Here is a 23,763-nt window from a genome sequence, read left to right as displayed (position 1 = left end):
CTACCAGGCCGTCCGAGCGGTGCTGAGAGCATATGAAAGGCACGATGAAACGTGCGCTGCGAGGGGATTGACCGTGATGGCGCAGTTGCCGGGATAGAACAGCTTATGCGCCTTGAGATGATTCAACAGCTCATCAACAGTACGTTTGTCTGTAAGCGGAAATGAAATTGTCATTGCGCGTTTCCTACAGCGGACAAAAATAGCGTAAGGGAGTTAGGGACGATTTTCTTCGCGCTGCAATAAGAATTTTTTAATAAACAAATTAAAATCGATTAGCTTCATATCTTGATTTTTTAAAATCGATTTAAATGTGTGTGGTCGAATTTCGGCCTAAGGCGAATCTCGCATTGAACGCCTTCTTGAACCAGAAGATCCCGCACATCGAACAGGTCGCGGGTGGTGACGATAAAGCGCCGGCATAAACTTTCCAGCAGAAAGGTCAGCAAAGGAAACGAGCCGCATTTTCGCGGAGCGGAAATTCTCTTCGACTTGTTCGCATACAGATCGCTCCTCCGGGCAACTCCGATTGCTAGACCCATCCCATGACAACGCCGTAGACCAGCCCAAGGATCGAGCAGGTTGCAAGCGTCGTGAGCATGCCGACGTTGAAACGGAACACCGCGACCATCGCACCGAGCGTCAGCGCGAAGGAGGCGATATTCAGCGAGCTTAGGACCGGCGCGTCAAAGCTGATCCCGAACCCATGGATCGGGTATGTTTGAGAAAACAGGACATGCAGCGCGAACCACACTGCCAGGTTCAGGATCACCCCGACAATGGCAGCGGTAATGGCTGAAAGTGCCGCCGACAGAGCCTTGTTGCTCCTCAGGCTCTCGATGAACGGTGCGCCGAGAAAGATCCAGAGGAAGCAGGGGACGAAGGTCACCCAAGTGGTCAGCAATCCGCCAAGTGTGGCGGCAAGCAAGGGATTGAGCGTGCTGGGTGCGCGATAGGCGCCCATGAAACCGACGAATTGCGTGACCATGATCAACGGCCCTGGCGTCGTCTCGGCCATGCCGAGACCATCGAGCATTTCTCCGGGTTTGAGCCAATTGTAATGGTCGACCGCCTGCTGGGCGACGTAGGACAGGACGGCATAGGCGCCGCCGAACGATACGGCGGCCGTCTTCGAAAAGAAAAAGCCGATATTCGTGAAGATATTTCCAGACCCGAATACGGCCCACAAAATGAGCGTAGGGGCGAGCCATAGCAGAAGGCAGATTCCAGCGACCCTGAGTGACCAGCCAAAAGACGACCGCGCGTGCGCCGGTGTTTCCTCACCAAGCGCGGTGTCCGCATCGGCGACCTGTTTCCCGCCGACCTTGGCATGGTTTCCGCCAGGCGAGAACGCCGCCCATCCGGCGCGATTGCCGAGATAGCCAATAATGGCGGCCACAAGCACCACGAGTGGGAACGGAATGTGAAAGAATGCCAGTGCCACGAAGGCTGCACCTGCCAGGCCTCTCAAAACGTTATTTCTCAAGGCACGTCGGCCGATCCGGAGCACCGCTTCGACGACGATCGCCAGCACTGCCGCCTTCAGCCCGAAGAACAGCGCCTGAACCGCTCCGACATTGCCGAAGATGGCGTAGATCCAGCTAAGCGCCATGATGGCGATGAGACCGGGAACTACGAAGAGAATGCCGGCGACGAGGCCGCCCTTGGTCTTGTGCAGAAGCCAGCCGATATAGATCGCGAGCTGCTGGGCCTCCGGTCCAGGTAGAAGGTGGCAATAGTTCAGCGCCTGAAGAAAGCGGTTCTCGCCGATCCAGCGCTTCTCCTCGACGATGATGCGGTGCATGACCGCGATCTGGCCGGCAGGCCCCCCAAAGCTCAAGGCAGCAACACGTGCCCAGACGCGGACCGCTTCGCGAAAAGGAATACCGTGGGATGGCGCGCCAGTATGCCGGGACGGGGAGGCGTGGAGGTTTTCAATCTTGCTCATGGCACCGCCTCCTTGTCTCAGCCGCGCTTTGCGCGGAAATACTGGTAGAGATTGTCGAAGACCGGCCCGCCATGGAAGATACGCTGTTCGTCCTGCGGGTTGGCGGCGCAGATGCCAGTGATCAGGCTGGCGATGCCGGTCGTTTCCTCGCGACCGAATTTTGCATCCTTCAGATCGATGTCATGGACAATCTCGGCGATTGCCTGCAGTGCGGAATCTGCGATGCCAGCCTTGGTGAGGAGGACCTCGAAGCTGCAGCGATCGCCCTCGTGTGTGATCTCGCCCTCGAACATGTCGAAGCGGATTTCGCCCGGATTGGGGACGTATCCCTTGCCGGGTGCAAAGTGGATGGCGGCATCCGGATCGATGAAGCGGCGAATGAGCCAACTACAGGCAATCCGGTCGACATGCACGCCCTTGCGCGTGACCCAGATGCGCCGCTTCAGATCGGCTGATGTGAGAGATTGCGTCGCGGGCTGTTCTTCGACCATGTCCTTGTCCTCTGCGAGCGCTTGCTCCAGTTCCGCAATCAGGCCCTCCGCCGACAGCCGGCCCGTCGCTCCGAAGAAGTCGATCACAGCGATTTCTGCGAGACGCTTGCGCAGGCGATTGGTCTGTGAGCGGATCTCCGCGATGTCCACAATGGCCGCGCCTGCAGCTTCCAGTCGGGCGGAAAGCGTGCGTGCCTCGGTGGCAATCGTTCCGTAGTCTTCATCACGGGCCGCATCGAACAGGGCGTGCGCCTGCGCGTCGGTCAGGCCGTCGATCAAACGTGCCTCGCACACCATGGCCTCACCACCGCCCTCAACGATCTCCTTGAGCAACCATTCAAAATCTTCCTGTGTCTCCGCGTTCGCAGGCAGCGCGTAGACCGTGCTCTTGACGGCGACGGCGCCGATACGCTGCAGGCGTCGCCAGACCTTCACCCGGAAGTAGGCCGGCTTGCTTGGCAGTTGATGAATCAAAAGCAGCCAGCGGCGCTCGGCGGGTAAGGCATCAGTGCTCATATGCAAACCGTATCATCAAAACTCTAAAATGCAACACTTGTATCATTTTTGATTCAGGCGTAGCGTCGGGGCCGTTGTGTTTACCTAGAGAGGGCACCATGCACCGGATCATGCCGCTCCCTTTCAAACCGCCGAGGCTCGATGGTCTTTCCGAGCGGCTGCTGGCGAGTCACTATGAGAACAACTACGGAGGCGCCGTGCGCCGCCTGAATGCGATCGAGAGACGGCTCGACGAGCTCGATTGGAGCTCCGCCCCCGTCTTCGATATCAATGGGCTCAAGCGCGAGGAGCTTATCGCGGCGAACTCCGCCATTCTCCACGAGATCTATTTCGACGGTCTCGGCGGATCGGGAGATGCGGCCGGAGACTTAGCCGCCGCGCTGGAACGCGATTTCGGCAGCGTCGCAGGATGGCGCTCGAAATTCTCGGCTTGCGCGAAGGCGCAGGCGGGCGGGTCGGGATGGACCTTGCTCGTCTGGTCGGAACGACATCGCCGCCTGATGATCCAATTGGGACAGGATCACACCAATTGCCTGGCCGGCAGCATCCCCATCCTGGCGCTCGACATGTACGAGCACGCCTACCACATCGATTTCGGGGCCAAGGCGGGCGCCTATGTCGACGCCTTCATGCGGAACATCCATTGGGAACGCGTCGCCAGCCGCTTCCGGCGGATGACCGCGCGATTGCCCGACATCACACCGGACGAAACCACGGCGCAGGAACAGGATATTGCGCCGGAGGATCTGCTGACACGCCTCCAGAGGCAGGAAGACATCGTCGTGCTTGATGTCTGTCTTGCCGAGGACCTGCCGAAGCGGAGCGACATGCTGCCGGGTGCGATTGTCATGCCTCCGGAGACGATCGAAGGTTGGGCCGACGAACTGCCCAAAGACAAGCCGATCATCGTCTACTGTGTCTACGGTTTCCAGGTCAGTCGTGATGCCGTGGCCGAGCTGCGCCGCCGAGGCCTGAATGTGCAGGGGCTCTCCGGCGGAATTGCCGCCTGGCACGCGATCGGCGCCCCGACGGTCCCATTCGCAACTGCTGAAAACTATTAAAGGAGGACAAATCCATGAAATGGGTTACTCGTGAACGCCCGGTCATCGACCGCATCGCCTGTCCCTGGTTGATCGCGAGGTTCATCGACAAGGAACCGGAGTTCCTGTTCGTATCGCCCGACCAGGTGCTCCGGGTGGCCCAGGAGACGGGCGCCATTCCGTACGATGTACCTGACGTCGAATATACCCATGTGGGCGAGGGGTGCAGTTTTGATGCCTTCGTTGCGAAACATGGTCTCGACAGCGATCCGGCAATCACAACGATCGCCACGATCGTTCGTGGAGCCGATACCGATCGACATGACCTCACGCCGCAATCGGCAGGGTTGCTCGCGATCTCCATGGGCCTCCGGGACCTGACCCCCAATGATCACGAGGTGCTGAAGCATGGCTTCGTGATCTATGACGCGCTCTATGCTTGGGCCTCGCGGCGCAAGGCGGAAACGCATAGTTGGCCGCCCGGTGTGAAGCCGCCCGCGGCTTGATCTCAACCAGATGCAGGGGCATTCAAGAAGGAGCAAGATGATGCGAAGAGCAGCAGCCATCAGTGCAATCCTGCTATCGATCCTCGTTACGTCGGCCCATGCCGACCCCGATTGGGTGGCGGTTGGCAAGGCGCTCGGTCGAACCGGCGCGCAGGTGGCTGGCGGAGTCTATTGTGTCGGGCTGCCGCGCTCGGATCTAAAGGTCATGTTGGACGGTGTGCAGCTCAAGCCGGCGTTCGCACTCGGCTCCTGGCTTGCATTCAAGCCGATGGGCGACCACGATGCCATGGTGATGGGCGATCTCGTCCTGACGCAGCCGGAGGTCAACCCGGTGATGATGAAGCTGATCGAAAGCGGGATCGACGTCACGGCTCTTCACAATCATCTGCTGCGTTCCGACCCTGCGACCATGTACATGCATGTCCTCGGACATGGAGATGCGATCAAGCTCGCAACGATCCTGCACGCGGCGTTGCAGGAGAGTGGAACGCCGCTTTCGGATACGCTGGGTAGTGTTCCCCCGGCTGCGATTGAGCTCGACACCGCCCTTATCGATGAAACCCTTCGCCACAAGGGCAAAGTGAACGGCGGAGTTTACCAGATGAGCTTCCCTTGAGCCGAGGCGATCAAGGACGACGGCACGGATGTGCCCGAAGCGATGGGCTCTTCGATCGCCATCAACTTCCAGCCTACCGGCGATGGCAAGGCGGCGATCACGGGTGATTTCGCGCTGATTGCTTCGGAAGTCAATCCTGTGTTGCGGGCGTTGCGGGAAGGCGGCATCGAGGTTACCGCCATCCACAATCACATGCTCGACGACGAACCTCGGCTGTTCTTCATACATTTCTGGGCAAACGACGATGTGGGCAAGCTGGCTCGAGGTCTGAGGTTGGCTTTGGACAAGGTGAGCCTTTAGCATTCGTGACCGTCTCGGATTGCTCTCAGGCAATCTCTCGCGCGGGTGGTCGCCAACGAAGCCTGTACTTTCTTGTTGGATCCTGGCGTGCTGTCGGAATTCGCAACGTGCAAATTCCCGGGACCGAAATTATGCACTTAGAGAATGCTGGTGATGAAGCGATCGACACGCGTTTCCGGTTTGTAGAGGGTTTTGACCAGGATCGCCGCGACAAGCGCCGTCAGCGCGCCACCCATGACATCGCTGACGTAGTGCGTGCCGATATAGACGCGCGAAAAGGACACCAGAATTGCTGACATCAGGAAGAAGAGCCCACGCTTCGGCAGCTTGTGGATAAGGAAGGCCGCGGCTATCGCAAAGCTCGCCGTTGCGTGATCCGAAGGGAACGAAGGATCGCTGCTGCGCTCGATCAGAAGCCGAGTGATCCCAGCATCATATGGGCGGATGCGATGATCGAAGAGCAGGATGATCTGGTTGATTCCGAGCCCTATCAGGAAGGTCAATCCAGCGGCGACCAGGACGTGGCGCGTATTTGCCCGCTCTGAGCCGCTCCACCATTGAGCGGCGACCGCGAGGATGAGCAATGGAACACCGATGTTGGAGATCGCGATCAGGACATGATCCACAAGGCTGTTTCCGGACAAGCTGTTGATCCATCCGGTGATAGCGGCGTCGAGTTCGTACATCTGGTCTCCTATCATCTCACAAGGGGATGCCTCAGTCGGCTGACACCTGCCTGAAGCGCCGAAGCGAGTGAGGACGACGGTGGGCGCTTCAAGCCCTCTTGAAGCGTTCCTTGAAGGCGAGCAGGATCAAGCCCGCAATGGAGGCGAAAGCAGCGCCAGCGACGAAGGTGCTGTCAGGCCCGATCCATTCCCATAGTCCGCCGGCAAGGATGCTGGCGCATAGCAGGGCAATTCCGGAAACGAGATTGAAGACTCCGAAGGCTGTTCCCCTCAGATCGCTTGGAGAGGCGTCCGCGACCAGCGTTGCAAAGATTCCTTGCGTGAAGCCCATGTGCAGACCCCAGAGCAAAACGCCAAGAACCAGCCCCGGTAGCCCTGGAACGAAAGCGAGCGTCAGATCTGCTGCAATCAGAAGGCCGACACCGATCAATAGCAACGTGACACGGCCAACACGGTCGGCAAGGGCTCCAACCGGATACGCAGATAGCGAGTAGACGAAATTCATGCCGATCAGCACCAGCGGAACCAGCATGACGGGCATATTGAACCGTTGGGCATCGAGCAGCAGAAAAGCCTCGCTGAACCGGGCAAGCGTGAAGATCGCTGCAACACCCGTTACAAGCCAGTAGGTGCCTGGAAGACGCAAGAGATCTGCTTTTCGCAACGGAAATTTCGCGCCCTTGTCGCTCGGCGCTTTTGGCGGTTCCTTGACGACGAAAAGGATGAGGCCGACCGCTACGAAGGCTGGAATAGCCGCAACCCAGAAAACCGTGGCGAACTGATCGGATGTCCACCACATGAGAAGCAGCGCGAGCGCCGGGCCGAGAAAGGCACCGATCGTGTCCAGGGACTGTCGCAGTCCGAAGCTTGCGCCGCGAACTTCCGGTGGAGATATATCCGCGATCAGGGCATCCCGCGGCGCACCGCGAATACCCTTGCCGATACGGTCGATGAAACGCGCCGCAACCAGCCAGCCGATCGACGGCGCAATCGGAAAAATCGGCTTGGTCAGTGCGGCCATCCCGTATCCCAGCAGGACCAGCAGCTTTCGCTTGCCGAGCCAATCGCTGATGGCTCCGGAGAACACCTTCGTGATCGCCGCCGTCGCTTCCGCGATGCCTTCGATGATACCGACGGAGAGAGTCGATGCTCCAAGAACGGTGACCATGTAGACAGGGAGCAGGGCGTGGATCATCTCGGAGGAGACGTCCATGAAGAGCGAGACGAAGCCCAGTGCCCAAACACCTCCCGGTATCGTTGGCGTCGACCGCCCGCTCTTTCTTGTGACATCGACCATCGGCAGGCCCTTTCGGCGCATCTTGTTCAGGCGCCCTTGTTTTCTTCGTTGGCTTCAAAAACCTGGCGCGCATAATCGTCCAGCAGTGTCTCGCAGGCTTTGAGCTTCTCGGCAGCTGAGGTTGCCAATTGTGCGTCGTAAAAATCGAGCTTCCTGATCCGCTCGAACCATTCCTGAAGCTTCCTCAGGTCCGTGTCTTCTTCTTCGAGCTCGGCATATGTGAACTTCTGCTTGGATATTTCCTTCGCGATTTCCGCCTCGAAGTCGTCGCAGCGTCCGATAAACTCCCGATAGAGTTCATCGCGGTCTGCATTGAAACGTTCGATCACCTTGTTGAGCTGAGCGTCATCGAGAGGTGCCGAGTCCAGCAGCACGGACTCTCCACCCATCTCGGAGATGTCCAGCTCCGACATCTTCAGCCGTCGAAGGTTCTCGTCTGTGCGGGGCAGGAGACAAACCCCGTTCTGAAGGTAGATCGCGCCCAGTCCCTTAAGGCGCCGCCATAGGGCGACCCTGCGCGCAGCAGGCTCGGCGGGCACCTTATAGGTCAGCAAGATCCATTGACCCAAGCCGTTTCTCCACTCTGTTACGGCCGTTACATTTTCTGTGTGCGATAGCATAGCCTGATCGTTATGGTCAAATCTGTGCCTGAAGCGAGTTACCTCCGGTCCCGCCAGGTCGGCGCGACAGAGACAAGGCATTCGACGTCGATATCGCGGGAGGAAAGTTCACGCGCTGCGTAGGCGGCATGGCCCGCAGCGACGACAACAGTCGGCTTCAGACGGACCAGCGTTTCATTGAGGAACTGGCAGAGGATATCCGGAGGCCAGTTGATCCGCGATCGTGGCTCTGTTCCAAATCCGGACCAGTCGGCAGGGGCTGCCTTGAACCCCAACTTAGGCGCTGCCCGCGGCGGGATCATTTCCAGTTACGTCGAAATCGAACTGAGTGCGGGCAGGAGCAGGATCGACCGACCTTTTGCGACTTCCTTGGGATACACCGACGACATGAAGTTTCCTATTTCAGGTAGGCGCGGAGCACGTCGATCAACTCGGCCGCACCTTCGTCGCGCTCCTCTTGCGATAGTTCCGCTGCTGCGACATGCATCAGGATATGATCCTCGATGACCTCGGCCATCAGCCCGTTGACCGCCCCGCGGACGCCGGCGATCACCTGCATGACTTCCGCGCAACCTTTTTCCTCCTCCAGCATCCGTTCGACACCTTCCATCTGCCCGCGAATGCGGCGCACGCGGTTGATGAGTTTCTGCTTTTCGCGAACGGTGTGGGTCATACGGGCACTCCTTATGGCGGCGAGTTCGAACCTTGATCCTATCGCCTAGCACAGGAAGGCATAGAATTTCAAAGTTGACAACAATTAATATACCCCCCTATGGTATAGGAAGAAGTTGCCCGTTGAAAGTTTGCCCCCATGTCATCTCTCGCAGATCTCCTGCAGCAAGGCGCCGCGCACGCCTGGCTGTTCATCCCCACCGCCATCCTCCTCGGAGCCCTGCACGGACTGGAGCCGGGTCATTCCAAGACCATGATGGCTGCGTTCATCATCGCCATTCGCGGCACGGTCGCCCAGGCAATTATGCTCGGACTTGCCGCCGCCATCTCGCACACGCTGGTCGTCTGGGTCGTTGCGCTCGGGGGGCAATATCTCGGCCGAGGGATGGATGCCGAGACGACGGAACCATATTTCCAGATCGCGTCGGCGGTCATCGTCATCGGCATTGCCGCGTGGATGCTCTGGCGCACCTGGCGCGAGCAACGGAACGAAGCTGGCCACGATCATCACCATCACCACGATCATGCCCACGATCACGGCGAAGAGGTTCGCAAGATCGATACGGGTCACGGTGTGATGGCACTGGAAGTGTTCGAGGATGGTGTGCCGCCGCGTTTCCGTATTCGGTTCGAAACGGGTCATGGCTGGCATGCAAGGGATGTGACGATCGTCACGGAGCGCGCCGACGGCGCACGCCAGGCTTTCGTCTTCGCCGACAGAGGAGGATATCTTGAGAGCCTCGTCGAGATTCCTGAGCCGCATGAGTTCAAGGCAACCGTCAGTTTGGGTCACGGCGATCATACCCATGACTATGAACTGATGTTCGACGAACATGGCCACCATCACGAAGGCCTCAATCTCGGAGGCGATGGCGAGTACATGGACGCCCATGAGCGCGCCCATGCCAATGACATCGCCCGTCGCTTCAAGGATCGCAACGTGACCAATTGGCAGATCATTCTGTTCGGTCTGACGGGTGGCCTTGTTCCTTGCCCGGCCGCGATCACGGTCCTGCTGCTCTGCCTTCAGCTCAAGCAGTTGTCGCTCGGCGCGGTCCTGGTCGTCTGTTTCAGTATTGGACTTGCGGTGACGATGGTGTCAGCCGGAGTTCTGGCCTCGCTCAGCGTGCGCCATGTCCAGAAGCGTTGGTCGGGCTTCAACACCTTTGCCCGGAGAGCGCCTTACGCCTCGGGCATCCTGATGCTCGTGATCGCTCTTTATATGGGATATTCAGGAGTGCGTGGCCTGGAAGGTGGTCACGTTCCGGAGGCGGCTGCGATTACAGGCTCTGCCGGGTCTTGATTGTTATTGGGAGCCGGGAAAGCGGTGATCTTCTGCTTCACATATTGAGATGCGCTTCGGCGTGCGTCGCCACCTCACAATCGATGCATCGAGCGCAGGACATGCTCTAGTCTGTTGAAAGCTGTTTCGATTTGACCTCCGGTTGGTACTGACCCGGCTAAGCGGAGGCAACGCAATAAATGCGCCCTTTCTTGCAATGACTGTAATCTCTCGCACTCGATATCGCGTTGTCGCCGGCGTGACGATGTCTCCGGTTGAGAAATTGCCGGCCGATGGCTATCGTTGGCTCGGTTTGCCGCGATGCCGTCTTCATTGCATCTCAGTCAGTCATCTCGCTCATCGGAGCCGCGCACCACTCCTCGCCTTCGCCAAAAGGCAGCCTCCTCCTCGGCGGTGATATAATCGTCTGTTTCCAATGATGGCGAATCCGGCTCTTCGGGGTAGCCTGCTTCCAGAAACTCTTCCGCTTCCAGATAAGCCAAGGCTTCCGGTCGAACCTCGACCTCCAGCACATGGACCGCCACCTCGCCGGAATATTCCTTGATCGGCTCGACGTAGGAATAGCATCCCCAAGGGAAGAGCTGGATCATCAACTCATGAAGATCACGTGCCCGAATGCGATAATCGATCCGCATCTCCGGTTCACCTTCGTCCAGAATGATGCGCAAATTGCCGAAGACTGGAGAGGAATCGACCCACTCGTCCCAAATGAATATTGCCGTCTGTTCGCCAATTCTTTCCATCAAGGCACGATCGACCGCAAATGCCGAACGCAACAATTTTTGCGGATCCGATGAGATGCTTTCCTCGAAACCCAATCGAGCCGATGCATCCAGTGTGTTGGATGCCGGAACGGCAAGTAACTGCTCTTGTCCGAATGTATCGTATGGTTCCCTCTGAACCCACTGCCACAGAACGTCACCCCGATCGGGGTCGAACAGGAACACGCAAACTGAAAGGGAATGGGATGCCCAGTAATCTAGGCAGTGCCTTTCGACCTGATGAAGGTAATTGCCGCTGTCGTCCTTTCCTGACGATGCCAGCCTGATCTGCATCGGCAGAAAGCGACCGGTTGACCACCCGTCCTTAAGGATCTCGGCGCGGGCATCCAGGCCACTCTCCTGAGGATACGATACCCGCCGAAGACACCAGTTAAAGTCTCGGACAAAGATCTTTTCGACAGCGTCGATAGCAGCGCAGATGGCAGGGTCCGTGTGAGCGGCGCTCAGGGCCACGAGGCGCCACCGTCTTCGCGACAACTCCCCGCTACCGGCTGTCGCAAAGAAGCGATATACCGCCATCCCAGCGGCAACGATTGTCGGAATTACTGTCTGTAGACATCCAGCCATTGAACTTTGCCGTCGAACTAGCCGGTTCCCTCGCTTAGGTGATCGAGCAGTGCCAGCAAACCCTTCAGAATGTCCGTCGGGGACGGCGGGCAGCCGGAAATATGCACGTCGACGGGCACGATCTTTGAGACACCGCCGACCACGGCGTAGCTCCCGGCGAAGCAACCGCCATCGCGCGCACAGTCACCCAGCGCAACGACCCATTTGGGATCCGGCATGGCATTATATGTCCGCTCGAGAGCTTCCGCCATGTTCTTCGTCACGGGACCGGTGACCATCAGCACGTCAGCGTGGCGAGGCGAGGCCACGAACCGCATGCCGAACCGCTCGATATCGTAGAAGGCGTTGCCGAGAGCCTGTGTTTCGAGTTCGCATCCGTTGCACGATCCGGCATCGACGAAGCGGATCGCCAGGCTGCGACCGAGCCTGCGGTGGGCTTTCCTGTCGATTGCGGCTGCAAGTTCTTGAGCCGCCGCATCGGCACGGATCGGCGGGGATTCCGTCAAAGGCGGACGGATCAGGCTTTCGAACAGGAGCTTGCGCATGGTCTCTTGCCTTTACAGATCATGCCCCGAATATGAGCAGTTGAACGACTTGTTGCAGAGCGGAAAGTCGGCGACGATATTGTCCTTGATCGCAGCCTCCAGCAGCGGCCACTGAAACCAGGACGGATCGCGCAGATGGCAACGTTCGATCATGCCCGCGGGCGTCAGACGCAGCCATGCCAGGACATCACCGCGGAACCCTTCCACAAGCGCCACGCCCTCCCGCGTTTCATTGACAGTTGGAACGTCCGCAAAGACCGGACCGTCCGGCAGCCGGTCGAGAATCTGCTCCATGAGCAACAGGCTCTGTTCGACTTCGCGGATGCGGATCCATATCCGGGCGTTCACGTCACCGTCGCGAAGCAGCGGGACGTCGAAGCTCAGTTCGTCATACGGCGGATAGGCAAGGTTACGCCTGATGTCGAAGCTACGGCCGGCTGCCCGCCCGACATAACCGCCGGCACCATATTGGCTGGCAAGCCCACTTTCCACTGTGCCCGTACCGACCGTCCGGTCTTGAAGCGAAGCCGTGTTGTCGTAGAGCTCCACGAGCGCGGGGAATTTCCGGCGGAGTTCGACATGCAAGGCCCGTAGACTGGTCATTCCTTTGCTGTCGAGGTCAATCGCAACGCCGCCGGGCACGATGCGGTCGCGCATCAGCCGGTGCCCGAAAGCGGCCTCAGCCGCGCGCAACACATGTTCACGCAACACGGCGCAATGGGCGAGCATCAGCGCGAAGGCCGCGTCATTGCAGATGGCGCCAATATCGCCCAGATGATTGGCGAGCCGCTCGAATTCAGCCATCAGTGCGCGCAGCCAAACGGCGCGCTGAGATACTTCGAGCCCAAGGGCTGCTTCCGCTGCCCGCGAAAAAGCATAGGCATAGGCGACGCAGCTGTCGCCAGATATCCGCCCGGCAAGCCGCAGCCCGTAAGCCAGATCGGCGCCCGCCATCAGCGCCTCGATCCCCTTGTGGACGTAGCCGAGCCGCTCCTCGAGGCGAACGACGGTTTCACCATTGGCCGTGAAGCGAAAATGCCCAGGCTCGATGACCCCGGCATGCACCGGTCCGACCGGAATTTGATGCAAGCTCTCTCCGTCGGTGGGCAGAAAGGCGTAGGAGAGCTCGGAGGCAGGCGCACTGCACTCTCCGAGCGGAAAGCGCAGATCCCAGCGGCCATGGTCGAGCCACGGCCTATTATCCGGGAGGCCCTCCGGCACCAATCCCGTCAGGTCATGGAGCGCTCGTTCCAGGCGCAGTGCCGGCGGGTGATATTGCGCGATGGAGGGATAACTGCTCTGCAATTCCTCGAGGCTGAGGACCGCGACCATGCCGGTTTGTTCGTCGAGCAGCGCCAAGTGCACGGCGCCGCGCTCACCCCACAGGCCAAGCATCGTCAATTGTCCCTCCGACAACCTCGACGCAGCCGAGATCCAGGTGGAAGAATCGACAACGGCGCGCGGCCAGGGCTTGTGATGCGAAACTGGACGACTGTTGCGTATGAGATCATCTAACATCGACATAGTCCGGTCTCGCTTCATCGAAGAAGATTGGCGATATGCTGAAACCAGGTAACCATCTGGGGCGGCAGGTAAATTCCAGCCGCCAGCACCAGCGCCAGATGCAGGAACATCGGCAGATAGGATGCCTCGGCCGGGGCGAGACTGCCGCGCGGTTGACCGAAGATCGCTCCCGTCAATCGCAGCAATAGAGCTCCGAATGCCACCAGCAGGCCAAATACCAGCGGGATGGCGAGCAACGGCTGCTTTGCAAAGGTCGAACTGACGATGAGGAACTCACTCATGAAGATGCCGGCCGGCGGCAGGCCGGCGATGGCGATTACGCCTGCCAGCAAGCCCCAGCCGAGCCCCGGATGCGTCTCGGTAAGGCCGCGAATGGCGGAAAGCCTCTGCGTCCCCTTGATCTGGGCGATATGCCCGACAGCGAAGAAGATCGCCGATTTGGTCAGCGAATGCATGACCATATGCAGCAGGCCGGCAAAATTGGCGAGCGAGCCGCCGAGCCCGAAGGCAAAGACGATGATGCCCATATGTTCTATGGAGGAGTAGGCGAACAGGCGTTTGATGTCGCGGCGGCGGTAGAGCATGAAGGCGGCAAAGATCAGCGAGATGAGCCCCATCGTCATCATAAGCGGCCCGGGGCTGATGGCCTCCGGCGTGGCGGCAAGCAATATCTTGAAACGCAACACGGCATAGAGCGCGACGTTGAGCAGCAGGCCGGAAAGTACTGCCGAGATCGGTGTCGGCCCTTCTGCATGGGCGTCCGGCAACCAGGCATGAAGCGGTGCCAGTCCGACCTTAGTGCCATAGCCGAGCAGCAGGAAGATAAAGGCGAGGTTGAGAAGAGCCGGGTCGAAGCCGGCGGCATGTTCTACCAATGTCGTCCAGACCATGGCGTCATAGCCGGTGCCGACAACCGCCTGCGCAGCGAGATAGACGAGAATGGTGCCGAACAGCGCAAAAGCGATACCGACGCTTCCAAGAATGAAATATTTCCAGGCAGCTTCCAATGCCTCATGGGTACGGTAGATGCCGACCATCAGCACGGTCGTCAGCGTCGCCAATTCCACCGCCACCCACATCAGACCGATATTGTTCGACACGAATGCGAGGTTCATGCCGAATATCATGATCTGGTACATGGCATGGTAGAATCGCAGGTTGGCGGGTGTCAGGCGGCCGATCTCCAGTTCATGGGCGATGTAATCGGCGCTGAAGACGCTGGTGGTGAAGCCGACGAACGCATTCAGGACGATGAAGATGATGTTGAGATCGTCCACAAGCAGATATCGGCCCGGCGGTGGTCTGGCGCTGAAAAAGAGCGAAAGCGCCGCAAGCAGCGTCAAAAGGCTCGCGACAACGTTCAGCCGCGCCGTCATGCGGTAGCCGGGCAGCAATGCCAGAAGGGCGGCCGCAGTGATCGGAATGACAAGGACGGCTGTGACCGCATCGAAGCCGAGAACGGAGGGGGAGAGGGCGCTCATTTCCGCCTCCTTCCTTTGAAGTCGTGGAGTGCCCGGACATCGACCGTGTCGAAACGCTCGCGGATGCGGAACAGGAAGACGCCGATGACGATGAAGGCGATCAGGATCGAAAAGGCGACGCTGATCTCCACCACCAGTGGCATGCCCTTGGCGCCGGTCGCCGCCAGCACCAATCCGTTTTCCAGCGACATGAAGCCGACGACCTGACTGACGGCATTGCGGCGCGTAACCATGATCAGCAGTCCCAGCAGCAAAACCGACAGGGCGAAGGCGAGATCTTCCCGAGCGATCGGATCGGCCGACGGGGTCACCCGCAACATGACCACCGTGGCCAGCGCCACCAGTCCCAAGCCGGCGAGCATGGTGGGGCCGATGCCGCCGACGGTCTCGATCTCGCGGTGGATGCCGAGTTGGCGGATCATGCGGTGCAGCACGACAGGAATGATGATCGCCTTGAAAATGAGAGCGATCGCCGCCGTCACGAAGAGATGCGGTGCATCCTGGATGACGGCTTGCCAGGCGACCGATAGTGTCAGCACCAGCGAATGAAGCGCAAAGACGTTCAGCAGAGCATAAAGACGATCCTGATAGAGCATCATCATGCTGACGAGCACCAGGCCGCCAGCGAGCATGTGAGCGATGTCGAAGACCGAACCGGTCATCAGAGCCCCCTCGATACGAAGCGCAACAGCGCCGCCAGCAGGCCGAGCATCAGCGCTGCGCCGAGGAAATCCGGCACGCGAAACACGCGCATCTTGGCCGTTGCGGTTTCGAAGAGTGCCAGCAAGGCTCCGCCTGCAGCAAGCTTGGCGAGATAGGCGGCCAGTCCCACTAAGTAGGCAAGCGGCCCGGCTCCGAAGGCGACAAGTTTCCAGGGAACGAAAAGGCAGGCGATCAACGAAATATAGAGCAGCAGCTTGAGCGATGCGGCAAGCTCGATCATGGCAAGGTGCCGCCCGGAATATTCGAGCACCATGGCTTCGTGCACCATGGTCAATTCCAGATGGGTCGCGGGGTTGTCGACCGGAATGCGGGCATTTTCGGCAACGGCGACCATGATGAGAGCAATGAGAGCTATCGCCAGCGAGACCCGCAGCCCGACCTGTGGCGAGGTCATGAAGGCGGCGATTGAGGAAAGCTGTGTCGAGCCGGCGACCAGGGCAAGCGTGAAGATGATGAGCAGCATCGAAGGCTCTGCAAGCGCCGCAATCATCATCTCGCGGCTTGAGCCGATGCCGCCGAAGCAGGTGCCCACATCCATACCGGCAAGCGCCAGGAAGAAGCGCGCGCTTCCAAGCAATGCGATAATGGCGATCAGATCCGCGGTCCAGCTGAAGACGAGGCCGGTGGCGAAGGTCGGGATGAGGGCCGCCGCCACCCATGTGGCGGCAAAGATCAGGTAAGGTGCGGTTCTGAACAGCCAGGACGCGTTTTCCGCAACCACCGCTTCCTTGCGCAGAAGCCGGATGAGGTCGCGATAGGGCTGAATCGGGGAGGGGCCACGGCGGCGCAGCAGCCGCGCCTTGAAAAGGCGCACGAGGCCCGTCAGCAGCGGCGCCAGCAGCACGACGATCGACATCTGGAGGGCTTGGGCGAAGAGGGCTGATATCATGACCATAACGCCAGTGCCAAAAGCAGGAGAACGAGCGTGAGGAAGACCAGGCTCAAGTATCGCCGGATGGTCAGGAATTGCAGGTAATTTAGTTTTTCGGCCGCAAAGCCGACCGCGCCGACGATGGGCAGATAGACACCTTCCCAGATATGATCATGCATCTCCAGCGTGAATCGCGCCGGCCTGATATCGCCGAGTGGCGGCATGGTGACCCGATCGCGTGCGCGAAAGATCAGCGTGCCGAAGACGCGCCGGATAGGCTGCGCGAAACTGCTGGCGGTATATTGCGTTGCCGGGTTGCTTGTCGGAAAGCCACAATCCCAGGCTGGCGCCCGGCGGATGCGTCTCGAGCCAAAACGGTGGACGAGATAGGCGGTGAGCGACGCCGAAAAGAGAATGAAGAGGAAAACGAGCAAGCCGTTATAGGAGCTGCGGGCTTCGGCGATCGGTACGATCGACAGCCATGGAATGTCGGTTTGCGCCGGCATGCGCTGACCGATCAGCGAGAGCGTCACCGGCGCAAGTGAGTCGATGACGATCCCGGGCAGCACGCCGGCGGCAAGGCAGAGGAAAGCCAGCGCCGACATGGCGGAAAGCGAGAAACCGTCGACCTCCGTTGCCCGTTCTGCCAACCCGGTGCGGGGACGACCGAGAAACGTCACGCCGAAGACCTTGACGAAACAGGCAGCAGCAAGGGCAGCGGCAAGGGCGAGCAGGCCGCCCACCGCTGGCACCAGAAGCTTCAATCCCCACTGGGGCAGGGCAGGGCTCTGCAGGACGGCCTGAAATGTCAGCCATTCGGAAACGAAACCATTGAAAGGCGGAAGAGCCGAGATTGCGACGCAGCCGACAAGAAAGACCGCGGCCGTTACCGGCATGCGGTGGATGAGGCCGCCGAGTTTTTCCATGTCCCGCTCCCCGGTCGCCGTCAGCACGGCTCCGGCGCCAAAGAAAAGCAGGCTCTTGAAGAATGAGTGGTTGAGGACATGGAATAGTGCGGCCGTCAGTGCCAGGGCCGCAGCCAGCCCCATGCCGTTCGCCTTGAAGGCAAGCGCCAGGCCGAGGCTAACGAAGATGACGCCGATATTTTCAATGGTGCTATAGGCGAGCAGACGCTTGAGATCGCTTTCCATCAGCGCGTGCAGTATGCCGAGAACTGCAGTGATGCCGCCGATGGCCAGAACGACGATGCCGAACCACCAGGTCGGCGTGCCGAGCAGATCGAAGACCACGCGGATGAAGCCGTAGACCGCGACCTTGGTCATGACGCCACTCATGAGCGCGGAGACATGACTGGGGGCAGCCGGATGCGCACGCGGTAACCAGACGTGTAGCGGCACCAATCCAGCCTTTGATCCGGCGCCGACCAGCAGCAGGGCGAGCACCAGGCCTGAGGTCAATGGTGCGTGTTCGGCGGCTCGCATGGAGGCGAAACTGTAGTTGCCATCCGGTCCGGCAAGCAGACCGAAGGCGAGCAAAAGGGTAAGCGTGCCGAAGCTCGCCATGACGATGTAGAGATAGCCGGCTTTCCGGTTGTTAGTATCCCGATGATGGGAGATCACGAGCGCCCAGGAGGCGAGCGACATGAACTCCCAGGACATCAGGAAGGTGAAGGCGTCGTCCGCGAGGATCACGAGGCTCATGCCGGCGATAAAAGCCGGAAAGAACGGCAGCACTCGGTGCGGCGCGTGCTCGTGGCGGCCATAACCGAGGGCATACAGGCTCGAAAGCATGCCGCCGAAATTGACGACCGTCAGAAAGAAGGCGGATAGCGCGTCCAGACGGAAATGACTGCCAAGCCAGGGCAGGCCGATGGGAAGCACGAGCGAGGATGCGGCGTCGGGAGAGGCCACCGTGGCGAGTGCGTCGACCGCTATGGCAAAAGCGATTGCCGACAGACCGAAGCTCAGACCATAAATGAACTTTATCGCTCGTTTCGACCGGGCGATAAAGGCCGCAAAGATTGCAGTTGCGAGCAGGAAGGCCGAGCATGACAGGAGCGCGGATAGGGCGGTCATGAGCGAGATCCCGTTCCTCGCCCGTACGTGCCGGGTGCCCCATTTTCCGGCAGACTGGCCTTCAGCCTCACGCCGCGCCCTCCATCCTGGCTGACAGCGCCCTCGTTGATCACCTCTATGCCGGCTTCGCTTAGAGCCGCTAGCAGTCGCATCAGGGAATCGACGTTGCCACGCACGACATCGGCGCTTGCCTCCATACGTTGGATTGTCGGAACGGATACCCCCGCCAAGTCGGCGAGTTGGCGCTGATCTATGCCAAGAAGGGCCCTGGCGGCACGCATCTGAGCGGCGGTGATCATGGCGGAACCATCACTTATGCTTCATAAGCTCTGATGTTCGAAATTTAGCACATGCTTATTGATGTTTCAAATCACAATTTTGATGCGACATATTCGCCTGGAAACCGGCACGACCTAGTCCTTGAAAAACGAGAGAAGGAAAGCCTGAGGGTTTCCCGTTCGGTTTCGGAAAGATGTTCGCTCTGAAATCCGGGAAGGAGCAAAGGCCTCGGATGTCGCCGATACGCGCACGCTTTTTTCACTCAGAGGTTGTGCGCCCTGAAGCGCAATATGGGGCGTTCGGGAAGACGTTGCTACAGGACCGTTCAGGTCTGGGGGTGGTGATGCCAAAATATCAAATGAGCTGGACCCTCTGCGTGGCGCCCATGGAATTCCACATCCAGCTCCACGATTCACCCAAAAGTTGGGTCCGGCCATATCGTCACTCAACACGGCATGGTGCGTCGGGATCCTGTCTCAAGGGCGCAATTTCCTGAACGGCTCGAGTTCTTTTGCGAGATGGCTTGACAAGACGTCAACAATGCCGCCTTCTGAGTGAATCCAAAACAGCGGACATATGTCCGAAATATTGGACAGAACAAATGTCACATCAGGGGAACGCCATGACGTCTTCTTTTCGGATCGGCCTGATCGCGCTGGCCGCAGCTACAATTCTTTCCAGCCCAGTTTTCGCCGCAGGAAGTAAGCTAGATGAGGTGCTTGCCCGCGGCCACCTCGTTATGGGGACGGGCAGTACAAATGCGCCCTGGCACTTCAAGAGCGCCGATGACAAACTTCAGGGTTTCGATGTCGATATGGGCCACATCATCGCCAAGGCTCTCTTCGGCGACCCTGACAAGATCGAGTATGTCAACCAATCGTCTGACGCTCGCATTCCGAATATCACGACAGACAAGGTCGATATCACTTGCCAGTTCATGACCGTCACCGGTGAGCGCGCGCAACAGATTGCCTTTACGATCCCATATTATCGAGAAGGCGTTGGGCTCATGCTCAAGGCGGACGGCAAATATGCCGACTATGCGGCGCTGAAGGCTGCCGGGTCATCTGTCACGATCTCCGTCCTGCAGAACGTCTACGCAGAATCGATGGTTCACGCGGCGCTCCCGAATGCAACCGTCGACCAGTACGACTCCGTCGATCTCATCTACCAGGCACTGGAGTCCGGTCGCGCGGACGCTGTTGCCACCGACCAGTCGTCGCTGGCTTGGTACATGACCCAGAACCCGGGGAAATATAAGGATGCCGGCTACGGCTGGAACCCGCAGACTTACGCATGCGGCGTCAAGCGCGGCGACCAGGATTGGCTGAATTTCGTCAACACCGCTCTTCATGAAGCGATGACGGGCGTTGAATTCGATGCCTATGCCAAGTCGTTCAAAACCTGGTTCGGCAAGGATCTGGCGCCGCCGCAAATTGGCTTCCCGGTCGAATATAAGTAACTGGCTCGAGGGGGCGGGGCTTTCCCGCTTCCTCCTTTAAAGGGCGGCCTGCCATGGGTTATACACTGAACTTCGCTGCCGTCTGGCGCAACTTCGATTTCCTTCTTAGCGGCTTGATGCTGAGCCTCGGCCTGGCGGTGATCTCGATCTTGATCGGGGCTATCCTCGGTTTGTTCGTTGCCTTCGCACTGCTGTCCAAGAACCGTGCCGTGGTCGCGCCGGCGCGAATCTATGTTACCGTAATTCGCAATCTTCCCATCCTCGTGCTCGTCCTGTTCGTGTTCTTTGCCTTGCCGCAGATGGGCTTCCGGTTAGACAAGATAAAGAGCTTTGTCCTGGTCCTCTCGCTCTATTCGGGAGCTTACCTCGCAGAAGTATTCCGCGCCGGTTTGCTATCGATACCAAAGGGACTGACCGAAGCCGGGCTGGCGATCGGCTTGACGTCGATGCAGATACGCACGTCAATCATAGCGCCCCTGATGATCCGCAACGTTCTCCCGTCGCTGTCGTCGACCATTATCTCCCTGTTCAAGGATACGTCGCTTGCGGCGACGATTGCCGTGCCCGAACTGACCTTTGCGGCGCGCAAGATCAACGTCGAAAGCTTCCGCGTCATCGAGACCTGGATGGTTACCTCCGCCCTCTATGTCGTGACCTGTTTCCTCATTGCCGCCGTGATGCGTGTCGTCGAGCGGCGCCTGGCATTGCCGAGGTAAGCCGATGTCCCACACGTTTCTCGAACAACTTTGGATCGCCCGCTACGTCATCCTGAACGGGATTGCGATGACGGTGTCGATTTCCTTCCTCGCCATTCTTGCCGGTTCCATTCTCGGCGTTTTCGTCGGCCTCGCGCTGGTTTACGGAGGCGGCCTGCTGCGACTGATCGTGCGAGCCTATACCGACGTCATCCGGGGAACGCCCGTTTTGGTGCTCGTTCTCGCCAGCTACTACGTCTCAAGCGCGGTCGGCATCGAGCTCGGTCCTTTTTCGGCAGGCGTTCTGGCGCTGGCGATCTTCTGCTCGTCGCATGTGGGGGAGATCGTGCGCGGCGCCCTACAGGCAATCCCGAAGGGACAGACGGAAGCGGCAAAAGCGATCGGGTTGACATTCCCGCAGACGTTTACTTCCGTCCTTTGGCCGCAAGCGCTGCGCCAATGTCTACCGGCCTGGGTCAACACGGCGGCGGAAATGGTGAAGGCATCGACGCTGCTGTCGGTTATCGGAGTCGCTGAGCTGCTGCTGCGAACGCAGGAGATCATCTCCCGCAACTTCATGAGCCTGCAGTTCTACTTCCTGGCCGGCGCTCTCTATTTCATCGTTAACTTCGGTATCGAGCGCTTCGGCAAGTTCGTCGAGCGCAAGACCACCCTACCATCCTGAGGAGGCCGCGAGATGGCCAAGACAATGCTTGAAATCAAGGGCCTGCGTAAGACCTACGGGCAGCACGAGGTTCTCAAAGGCGTAGACTGCTCCGTGGAAGAAGGCGAGGTCATTTCTATCATTGGTTCGTCCGGTTCCGGCAAGACGACGATGCTTCGCTGCGTGAACATGCTGGAAGAATTCCAGGGGGGCACGATCAGCCTCGATGGCGAGGAGATCGGCTATCATGTCGAGGGATCGACGCGTCGGCGAAAGAGCGAGAAGGAGATCGCTCGTCAGCGCGCGCTCACGGGGATGGCCTTTCAGCAGTTCAATCTCTTTCCGCACATGACCGCAGCCCAGAATGTCATGCTGGGGTTGATCAAGGTCAAAAAGATGCCGAAGGCCGAAGCGCGGGGGATCGCCGAGCGCTGGCTGGATCGTGTCGGACTATCGGCACGCACCAATCATTATCCCGGTCAGCTTTCCGGTGGGCAGCAGCAACGCGTGGCAATCGCCCGCGCGATCGCGATGTCGCCGCGGCTCATGCTGTTCGATGAAGTGACCTCGGCGCTTGATCCCGAATTGGTTGGCGAAGTCTTGCAGGTCATTAAGGGTCTGGCGGCAGACGGCATGACCATGCTGCTGGTCACGCATGAAATGCGGTTTGCCTACGAAGTCTCGTCGCGCGTCATCTTCATGAACCAGGGTGTTATTTGCGAACAGGGTGATCCAAAGGAGATGTTCTTGAAACCTCAAACGGAGCGGCTTGCCGAATTCCTCAGAACGTCCAGCTTCAACTAGAGTGAACCTCCGAACAAGGGTGACCCAGTGTCATAGAATGGGGAAGGGGCCGTCAGACAGAGGCCTGTTCCGTGTCGCTCGATGAAAGGCGATCGCCGCTAGGTTATCGAAAAGCTGATTGCCATACTTACGACGGCGGGTTACAGCGCCGAAGACGCCGTGTACGCAGGCGTGCGACCAAGGGACCGGCGCACGCCTGGCATATTAACGGCATATCTGTTTCGTATCCGTCGACGTGAGTGTGTGCCCAATCGCGCATGCTGGTCGACTGCGAAGTCGAAGGCCGTTGCCTGGCTTGCCGCGCGATACGCGCCAAAAATTGGAGAAGAGCATGGCCGAGACTGGAGTCGACACGATATCGCGGCGCACGCGTGGATTGGATCGTGCCTTTGAGATACTTGAATTCCTGAGGGTCAAGCGCCAGCCAATGCGACCAAACGAGATTGCTGCGGAAATCGGTGCGCCGCGATCCTCGGTCTACGAACTTGTCAATCGCCTGCTCAGCCACGGTATGCTCGACTATTACGGGGGCGATGGCCGGGTCTTTCTTGGTCGACGGCTCTATTTCCTCGGAACGGCCTATGCCGAACAGTTCGATCTGATGCGCGAATGCGAACGCATGCTGGGACACCTCGCTGAGGAGACCAGGGAAACAGCCCAGATGTGCCTTCTTGAAGGCAACAAATATACGGTGGCGATGATGCGCGAAGGTGTCAGGCCTTTTCGTATTTCCTCCAACATCGGCGAACTCGTACCCATTCCATGGACCGCTTCGGGGCGGCTTCTCGTCTCGCATTTGTCCGATCAGGAAATTCTCGATTTCATCCCGCCTGACGACTATGTGCTGCCTGACGGTAGACGCCTCGATCCATCGAGTTTCATCGGCCAGGTCCGTGGCGCAGCACGCGACGGCTATTTTACGTTCAACAGCGAGGTAGAAAATTTCACACATTGCTTCGCAGTGCCGATCCGTCAGGCCGAGGGCATATGTGTTGCCACGCTTTGCCTCGTCGCTCCGCGAGAGGATGGCCTTCGCCATCGCGAGCCATATTTGGCTAGCCTTCTTTCGGCAGCCAATGAGATTTCTGAGAAGCTTGGATACAATGCCATCGACAGAAAAGTCGCCAATCTAGGAAGCTAGGCCCGCCAGTTGCCTTGGCTCGGTGCCGTAGACTCTATGACAACTCGCAGTGTTGTCAGCGCGCGATCAAGGTGACAGTAAGCCAATTTCTGTCCATACCCGAGGTACGGATCGAATCCTCGGGGTGCATGGTATGGCGATCCGCGCTGTCGATATGTGGCGCAGAATGCCTGTGGCTCCGTAGCCGCGTGCCGAAA

Annotated in this window: 22 protein-coding genes and 2 pseudogenes; 9 read left to right on the top strand and 15 right to left on the bottom strand. The window is 59.1% G+C overall.

Going from position 1 to position 23,763, the window contains the following annotated elements:
* Window positions 1-529: 529 nt before the first annotated feature.
* On the bottom strand, window positions 530-1,945 hold the full coding sequence (gene chrA / locus QD461_RS23120) for a chromate efflux transporter (protein WP_414089831.1): 1,416 nt from the start codon (window positions 1,943-1,945) through the stop codon (window positions 530-532).
* A 17-nt stretch (window positions 1,946-1,962) separates the two neighbouring features.
* Entirely contained in the window at window positions 1,963-2,952 is a 990-nt protein-coding gene (locus QD461_RS23115) for a chromate resistance protein ChrB domain-containing protein (protein WP_414089830.1), read from the bottom strand.
* 98 nt (window positions 2,953-3,050) lie between these two features.
* Between QD461_RS23115 and QD461_RS23110 the strand changes: the two genes are divergently transcribed.
* The 3 genes and pseudogenes from QD461_RS23110 to QD461_RS23100 all read left to right on the top strand — a co-directional run bounded on the left by QD461_RS23110 (window position 3,051) and on the right by QD461_RS23100 (window position 5,414).
* Complete coding sequence (locus tag QD461_RS23110; protein ID WP_414089829.1) at window positions 3,051-4,013, top strand: Fe-Mn family superoxide dismutase; 963 nt, start codon at window positions 3,051-3,053, stop codon at window positions 4,011-4,013.
* Between the two features lie 14 nt (window positions 4,014-4,027).
* Window positions 4,028-4,498: a chromate resistance protein ChrB domain-containing protein gene (locus QD461_RS23105; RefSeq protein ID WP_414089828.1), complete on the top strand. Its 471-nt coding sequence runs from the start codon at window positions 4,028-4,030 to the stop codon at window positions 4,496-4,498.
* Between the two features lie 40 nt (window positions 4,499-4,538).
* Window positions 4,539-5,414 (top strand): annotated as a pseudogene (locus QD461_RS23100) (DUF1259 domain-containing protein).
* A gap of 137 nt (window positions 5,415-5,551) precedes the next feature.
* Here the strand turns inward: QD461_RS23100 and QD461_RS23095 are convergent.
* The 4 genes from QD461_RS23095 to QD461_RS23080 form a co-directional block, all read right to left on the bottom strand.
* On the bottom strand, window positions 5,552-6,100 hold the full coding sequence (locus QD461_RS23095; protein WP_184707499.1) for a phosphatase PAP2 family protein: 549 nt from the start codon (window positions 6,098-6,100) through the stop codon (window positions 5,552-5,554).
* An 88-nt stretch (window positions 6,101-6,188) separates the two neighbouring features.
* The gene (locus QD461_RS23090) at window positions 6,189-7,397 is read right to left on the bottom strand and encodes an MFS transporter (RefSeq protein WP_414089886.1); all 1,209 of its coding nucleotides are present in this window, start codon (window positions 7,395-7,397) and stop codon (window positions 6,189-6,191) included.
* Between the two features lie 26 nt (window positions 7,398-7,423).
* Window positions 7,424-7,966, bottom strand: coding sequence for a Chromate resistance protein ChrB (locus QD461_RS23085; protein ID WP_414089827.1), 543 nt, complete (start codon window positions 7,964-7,966; stop codon window positions 7,424-7,426).
* Window positions 7,967-8,414: 448 nt separating this feature from the next.
* Entirely contained in the window at window positions 8,415-8,690 is a 276-nt protein-coding gene (locus QD461_RS23080; protein ID WP_184707495.1) for a metal/formaldehyde-sensitive transcriptional repressor, read from the bottom strand.
* Window positions 8,691-8,828: 138 nt separating this feature from the next.
* Between QD461_RS23080 and QD461_RS23075 the strand changes: the two genes are divergently transcribed.
* On the top strand, window positions 8,829-9,992 hold the full coding sequence (locus QD461_RS23075; RefSeq protein WP_184707493.1) for a nickel/cobalt efflux transporter: 1,164 nt from the start codon (window positions 8,829-8,831) through the stop codon (window positions 9,990-9,992).
* A 323-nt stretch (window positions 9,993-10,315) separates the two neighbouring features.
* On the opposite strand, the gene QD461_RS23070 is transcribed toward QD461_RS23075, so the two are convergent.
* The 9 genes and pseudogenes from QD461_RS23070 to QD461_RS23030 all read right to left on the bottom strand — a co-directional run bounded on the left by QD461_RS23070 (window position 10,316) and on the right by QD461_RS23030 (window position 18,820).
* On the bottom strand, window positions 10,316-10,738 hold the full coding sequence (locus QD461_RS23070) for a hypothetical protein (RefSeq protein WP_414089889.1): 423 nt from the start codon (window positions 10,736-10,738) through the stop codon (window positions 10,316-10,318).
* 135 nt (window positions 10,739-10,873) lie between these two features.
* Window positions 10,874-11,293: pseudogene (locus tag QD461_RS23065) on the bottom strand (DUF4365 domain-containing protein); the annotation flags it as partial.
* Between the two features lie 65 nt (window positions 11,294-11,358).
* Window positions 11,359-11,886, bottom strand: coding sequence for an NADH-quinone oxidoreductase subunit B family protein (locus tag QD461_RS23060; protein WP_414089826.1), 528 nt, complete (start codon window positions 11,884-11,886; stop codon window positions 11,359-11,361).
* Window positions 11,887-11,898: 12 nt separating this feature from the next.
* Window positions 11,899-13,410 carry an NADH-quinone oxidoreductase subunit C gene (locus QD461_RS23055; RefSeq protein WP_414089825.1) on the bottom strand — a complete coding sequence of 504 codons (1,512 nt, stop codon included), beginning with the start codon at window positions 13,408-13,410 and terminating at the stop codon, window positions 11,899-11,901.
* Window positions 13,411-13,424: 14 nt separating this feature from the next.
* Window positions 13,425-14,891, bottom strand: coding sequence for a hydrogenase 4 subunit F (locus QD461_RS23050; protein ID WP_414089824.1), 1,467 nt, complete (start codon window positions 14,889-14,891; stop codon window positions 13,425-13,427).
* Window positions 14,888-15,553, bottom strand: coding sequence for a hydrogenase-4 component E (locus tag QD461_RS23045; RefSeq protein WP_414089823.1), 666 nt, complete (start codon window positions 15,551-15,553; stop codon window positions 14,888-14,890). Before QD461_RS23045 ends, QD461_RS23050 begins: the two co-directional genes overlap by 4 nt.
* The gene (locus QD461_RS23040; RefSeq protein WP_414089822.1) at window positions 15,553-16,509 is read right to left on the bottom strand and encodes a respiratory chain complex I subunit 1 family protein; all 957 of its coding nucleotides are present in this window, start codon (window positions 16,507-16,509) and stop codon (window positions 15,553-15,555) included. The genes QD461_RS23045 and QD461_RS23040 overlap by 1 nt, the downstream gene beginning before the upstream one ends.
* Window positions 16,500-18,521 (bottom strand): hydrogenase 4 subunit B, encoded by a 2,022-nt coding sequence (hyfB, locus tag QD461_RS23035; RefSeq protein ID WP_414089821.1) that lies wholly within the window; start codon window positions 18,519-18,521, stop codon window positions 16,500-16,502. Before hyfB ends, QD461_RS23040 begins: the two co-directional genes overlap by 10 nt.
* On the bottom strand, window positions 18,518-18,820 hold the full coding sequence (locus tag QD461_RS23030; protein WP_414089820.1) for a helix-turn-helix domain-containing protein: 303 nt from the start codon (window positions 18,818-18,820) through the stop codon (window positions 18,518-18,520). Before QD461_RS23030 ends, hyfB begins: the two co-directional genes overlap by 4 nt.
* A gap of 602 nt (window positions 18,821-19,422) precedes the next feature.
* On the opposite strand from QD461_RS23030, the gene QD461_RS23025 reads away from it, so the two are divergent.
* The 5 genes from QD461_RS23025 to QD461_RS23005 all read left to right on the top strand — a co-directional run bounded on the left by QD461_RS23025 (window position 19,423) and on the right by QD461_RS23005 (window position 23,566).
* A complete protein-coding gene (locus QD461_RS23025; protein WP_414089819.1) occupies window positions 19,423-20,262 on the top strand; it encodes a transporter substrate-binding domain-containing protein in 840 nt (279 codons plus the stop codon).
* A gap of 53 nt (window positions 20,263-20,315) precedes the next feature.
* Window positions 20,316-20,978, top strand: coding sequence for an amino acid ABC transporter permease (locus QD461_RS23020; RefSeq protein ID WP_184707476.1), 663 nt, complete (start codon window positions 20,316-20,318; stop codon window positions 20,976-20,978).
* 4 nt (window positions 20,979-20,982) lie between these two features.
* Window positions 20,983-21,642, top strand: a complete 660-nt coding sequence (locus tag QD461_RS23015; protein WP_184707474.1) for an amino acid ABC transporter permease — start codon at window positions 20,983-20,985, stop codon at window positions 21,640-21,642.
* Between the two features lie 12 nt (window positions 21,643-21,654).
* Window positions 21,655-22,425 carry an amino acid ABC transporter ATP-binding protein gene (locus QD461_RS23010; RefSeq protein ID WP_184707472.1) on the top strand — a complete coding sequence of 257 codons (771 nt, stop codon included), beginning with the start codon at window positions 21,655-21,657 and terminating at the stop codon, window positions 22,423-22,425.
* Window positions 22,426-22,756: 331 nt separating this feature from the next.
* Window positions 22,757-23,566: an IclR family transcriptional regulator gene (locus QD461_RS23005; RefSeq protein WP_414089818.1), complete on the top strand. Its 810-nt coding sequence runs from the start codon at window positions 22,757-22,759 to the stop codon at window positions 23,564-23,566.
* Window positions 23,567-23,763 lie beyond the last annotated feature (197 nt).

Origin of the sequence: Rhizobium sp. BR 314, assembly GCF_047445805.1 — a bacterium.
Classification (GTDB): Bacteria; Pseudomonadota; Alphaproteobacteria; order Rhizobiales; family Rhizobiaceae; genus Rhizobium; species Rhizobium lusitanum_B.
The sequence above is the reverse complement of the archived record's forward strand: the minus strand, read 5'-3'. Positions and strand labels throughout refer to the sequence as shown.

What these genes read in the sequence shown, in the direction of transcription:
- chrA (WP_414089831.1), bottom strand. Translation starts at nt 1,945, where the DNA reads ATGAGCAAGATTGAAAACCTCCACGCCTCCCCGTCCCGGCATACTGGC.
- QD461_RS23115 (WP_414089830.1), bottom strand. Translation starts at nt 2,952, where the DNA reads ATGAGCACTGATGCCTTACCCGCCGAGCGCCGCTGGCTGCTTTTGATT.
- QD461_RS23110 (WP_414089829.1), top strand. Translation starts at nt 3,051, where the DNA reads ATGCACCGGATCATGCCGCTCCCTTTCAAACCGCCGAGGCTCGATGGT.
- QD461_RS23105 (WP_414089828.1), top strand. Translation starts at nt 4,028, where the DNA reads ATGAAATGGGTTACTCGTGAACGCCCGGTCATCGACCGCATCGCCTGT.
- QD461_RS23095 (WP_184707499.1), bottom strand. Translation starts at nt 6,100, where the DNA reads ATGTACGAACTCGACGCCGCTATCACCGGATGGATCAACAGCTTGTCC.
- QD461_RS23090 (WP_414089886.1), bottom strand. Translation starts at nt 7,397, where the DNA reads ATGGTCGATGTCACAAGAAAGAGCGGGCGGTCGACGCCAACGATACCG.
- QD461_RS23080 (WP_184707495.1), bottom strand. Translation starts at nt 8,690, where the DNA reads ATGACCCACACCGTTCGCGAAAAGCAGAAACTCATCAACCGCGTGCGC.
- QD461_RS23075 (WP_184707493.1), top strand. Translation starts at nt 8,829, where the DNA reads ATGTCATCTCTCGCAGATCTCCTGCAGCAAGGCGCCGCGCACGCCTGG.
- QD461_RS23060 (WP_414089826.1), bottom strand. Translation starts at nt 11,886, where the DNA reads ATGCGCAAGCTCCTGTTCGAAAGCCTGATCCGTCCGCCTTTGACGGAA.
- QD461_RS23055 (WP_414089825.1), bottom strand. Translation starts at nt 13,410, where the DNA reads ATGTCGATGTTAGATGATCTCATACGCAACAGTCGTCCAGTTTCGCAT.
- QD461_RS23050 (WP_414089824.1), bottom strand. Translation starts at nt 14,891, where the DNA reads ATGAGCGCCCTCTCCCCCTCCGTTCTCGGCTTCGATGCGGTCACAGCC.
- QD461_RS23045 (WP_414089823.1), bottom strand. Translation starts at nt 15,553, where the DNA reads ATGACCGGTTCGGTCTTCGACATCGCTCACATGCTCGCTGGCGGCCTG.
- QD461_RS23040 (WP_414089822.1), bottom strand. Translation starts at nt 16,509, where the DNA reads ATGGTCATGATATCAGCCCTCTTCGCCCAAGCCCTCCAGATGTCGATC.
- hyfB (WP_414089821.1), bottom strand. Translation starts at nt 18,521, where the DNA reads ATGACCGCCCTATCCGCGCTCCTGTCATGCTCGGCCTTCCTGCTCGCA.
- QD461_RS23030 (WP_414089820.1), bottom strand. Translation starts at nt 18,820, where the DNA reads ATGATCACCGCCGCTCAGATGCGTGCCGCCAGGGCCCTTCTTGGCATA.
- QD461_RS23025 (WP_414089819.1), top strand. Translation starts at nt 19,423, where the DNA reads ATGACGTCTTCTTTTCGGATCGGCCTGATCGCGCTGGCCGCAGCTACA.
- QD461_RS23020 (WP_184707476.1), top strand. Translation starts at nt 20,316, where the DNA reads ATGGGTTATACACTGAACTTCGCTGCCGTCTGGCGCAACTTCGATTTC.
- QD461_RS23015 (WP_184707474.1), top strand. Translation starts at nt 20,983, where the DNA reads ATGTCCCACACGTTTCTCGAACAACTTTGGATCGCCCGCTACGTCATC.
- QD461_RS23010 (WP_184707472.1), top strand. Translation starts at nt 21,655, where the DNA reads ATGGCCAAGACAATGCTTGAAATCAAGGGCCTGCGTAAGACCTACGGG.
- QD461_RS23005 (WP_414089818.1), top strand. Translation starts at nt 22,757, where the DNA reads ATGGCCGAGACTGGAGTCGACACGATATCGCGGCGCACGCGTGGATTG.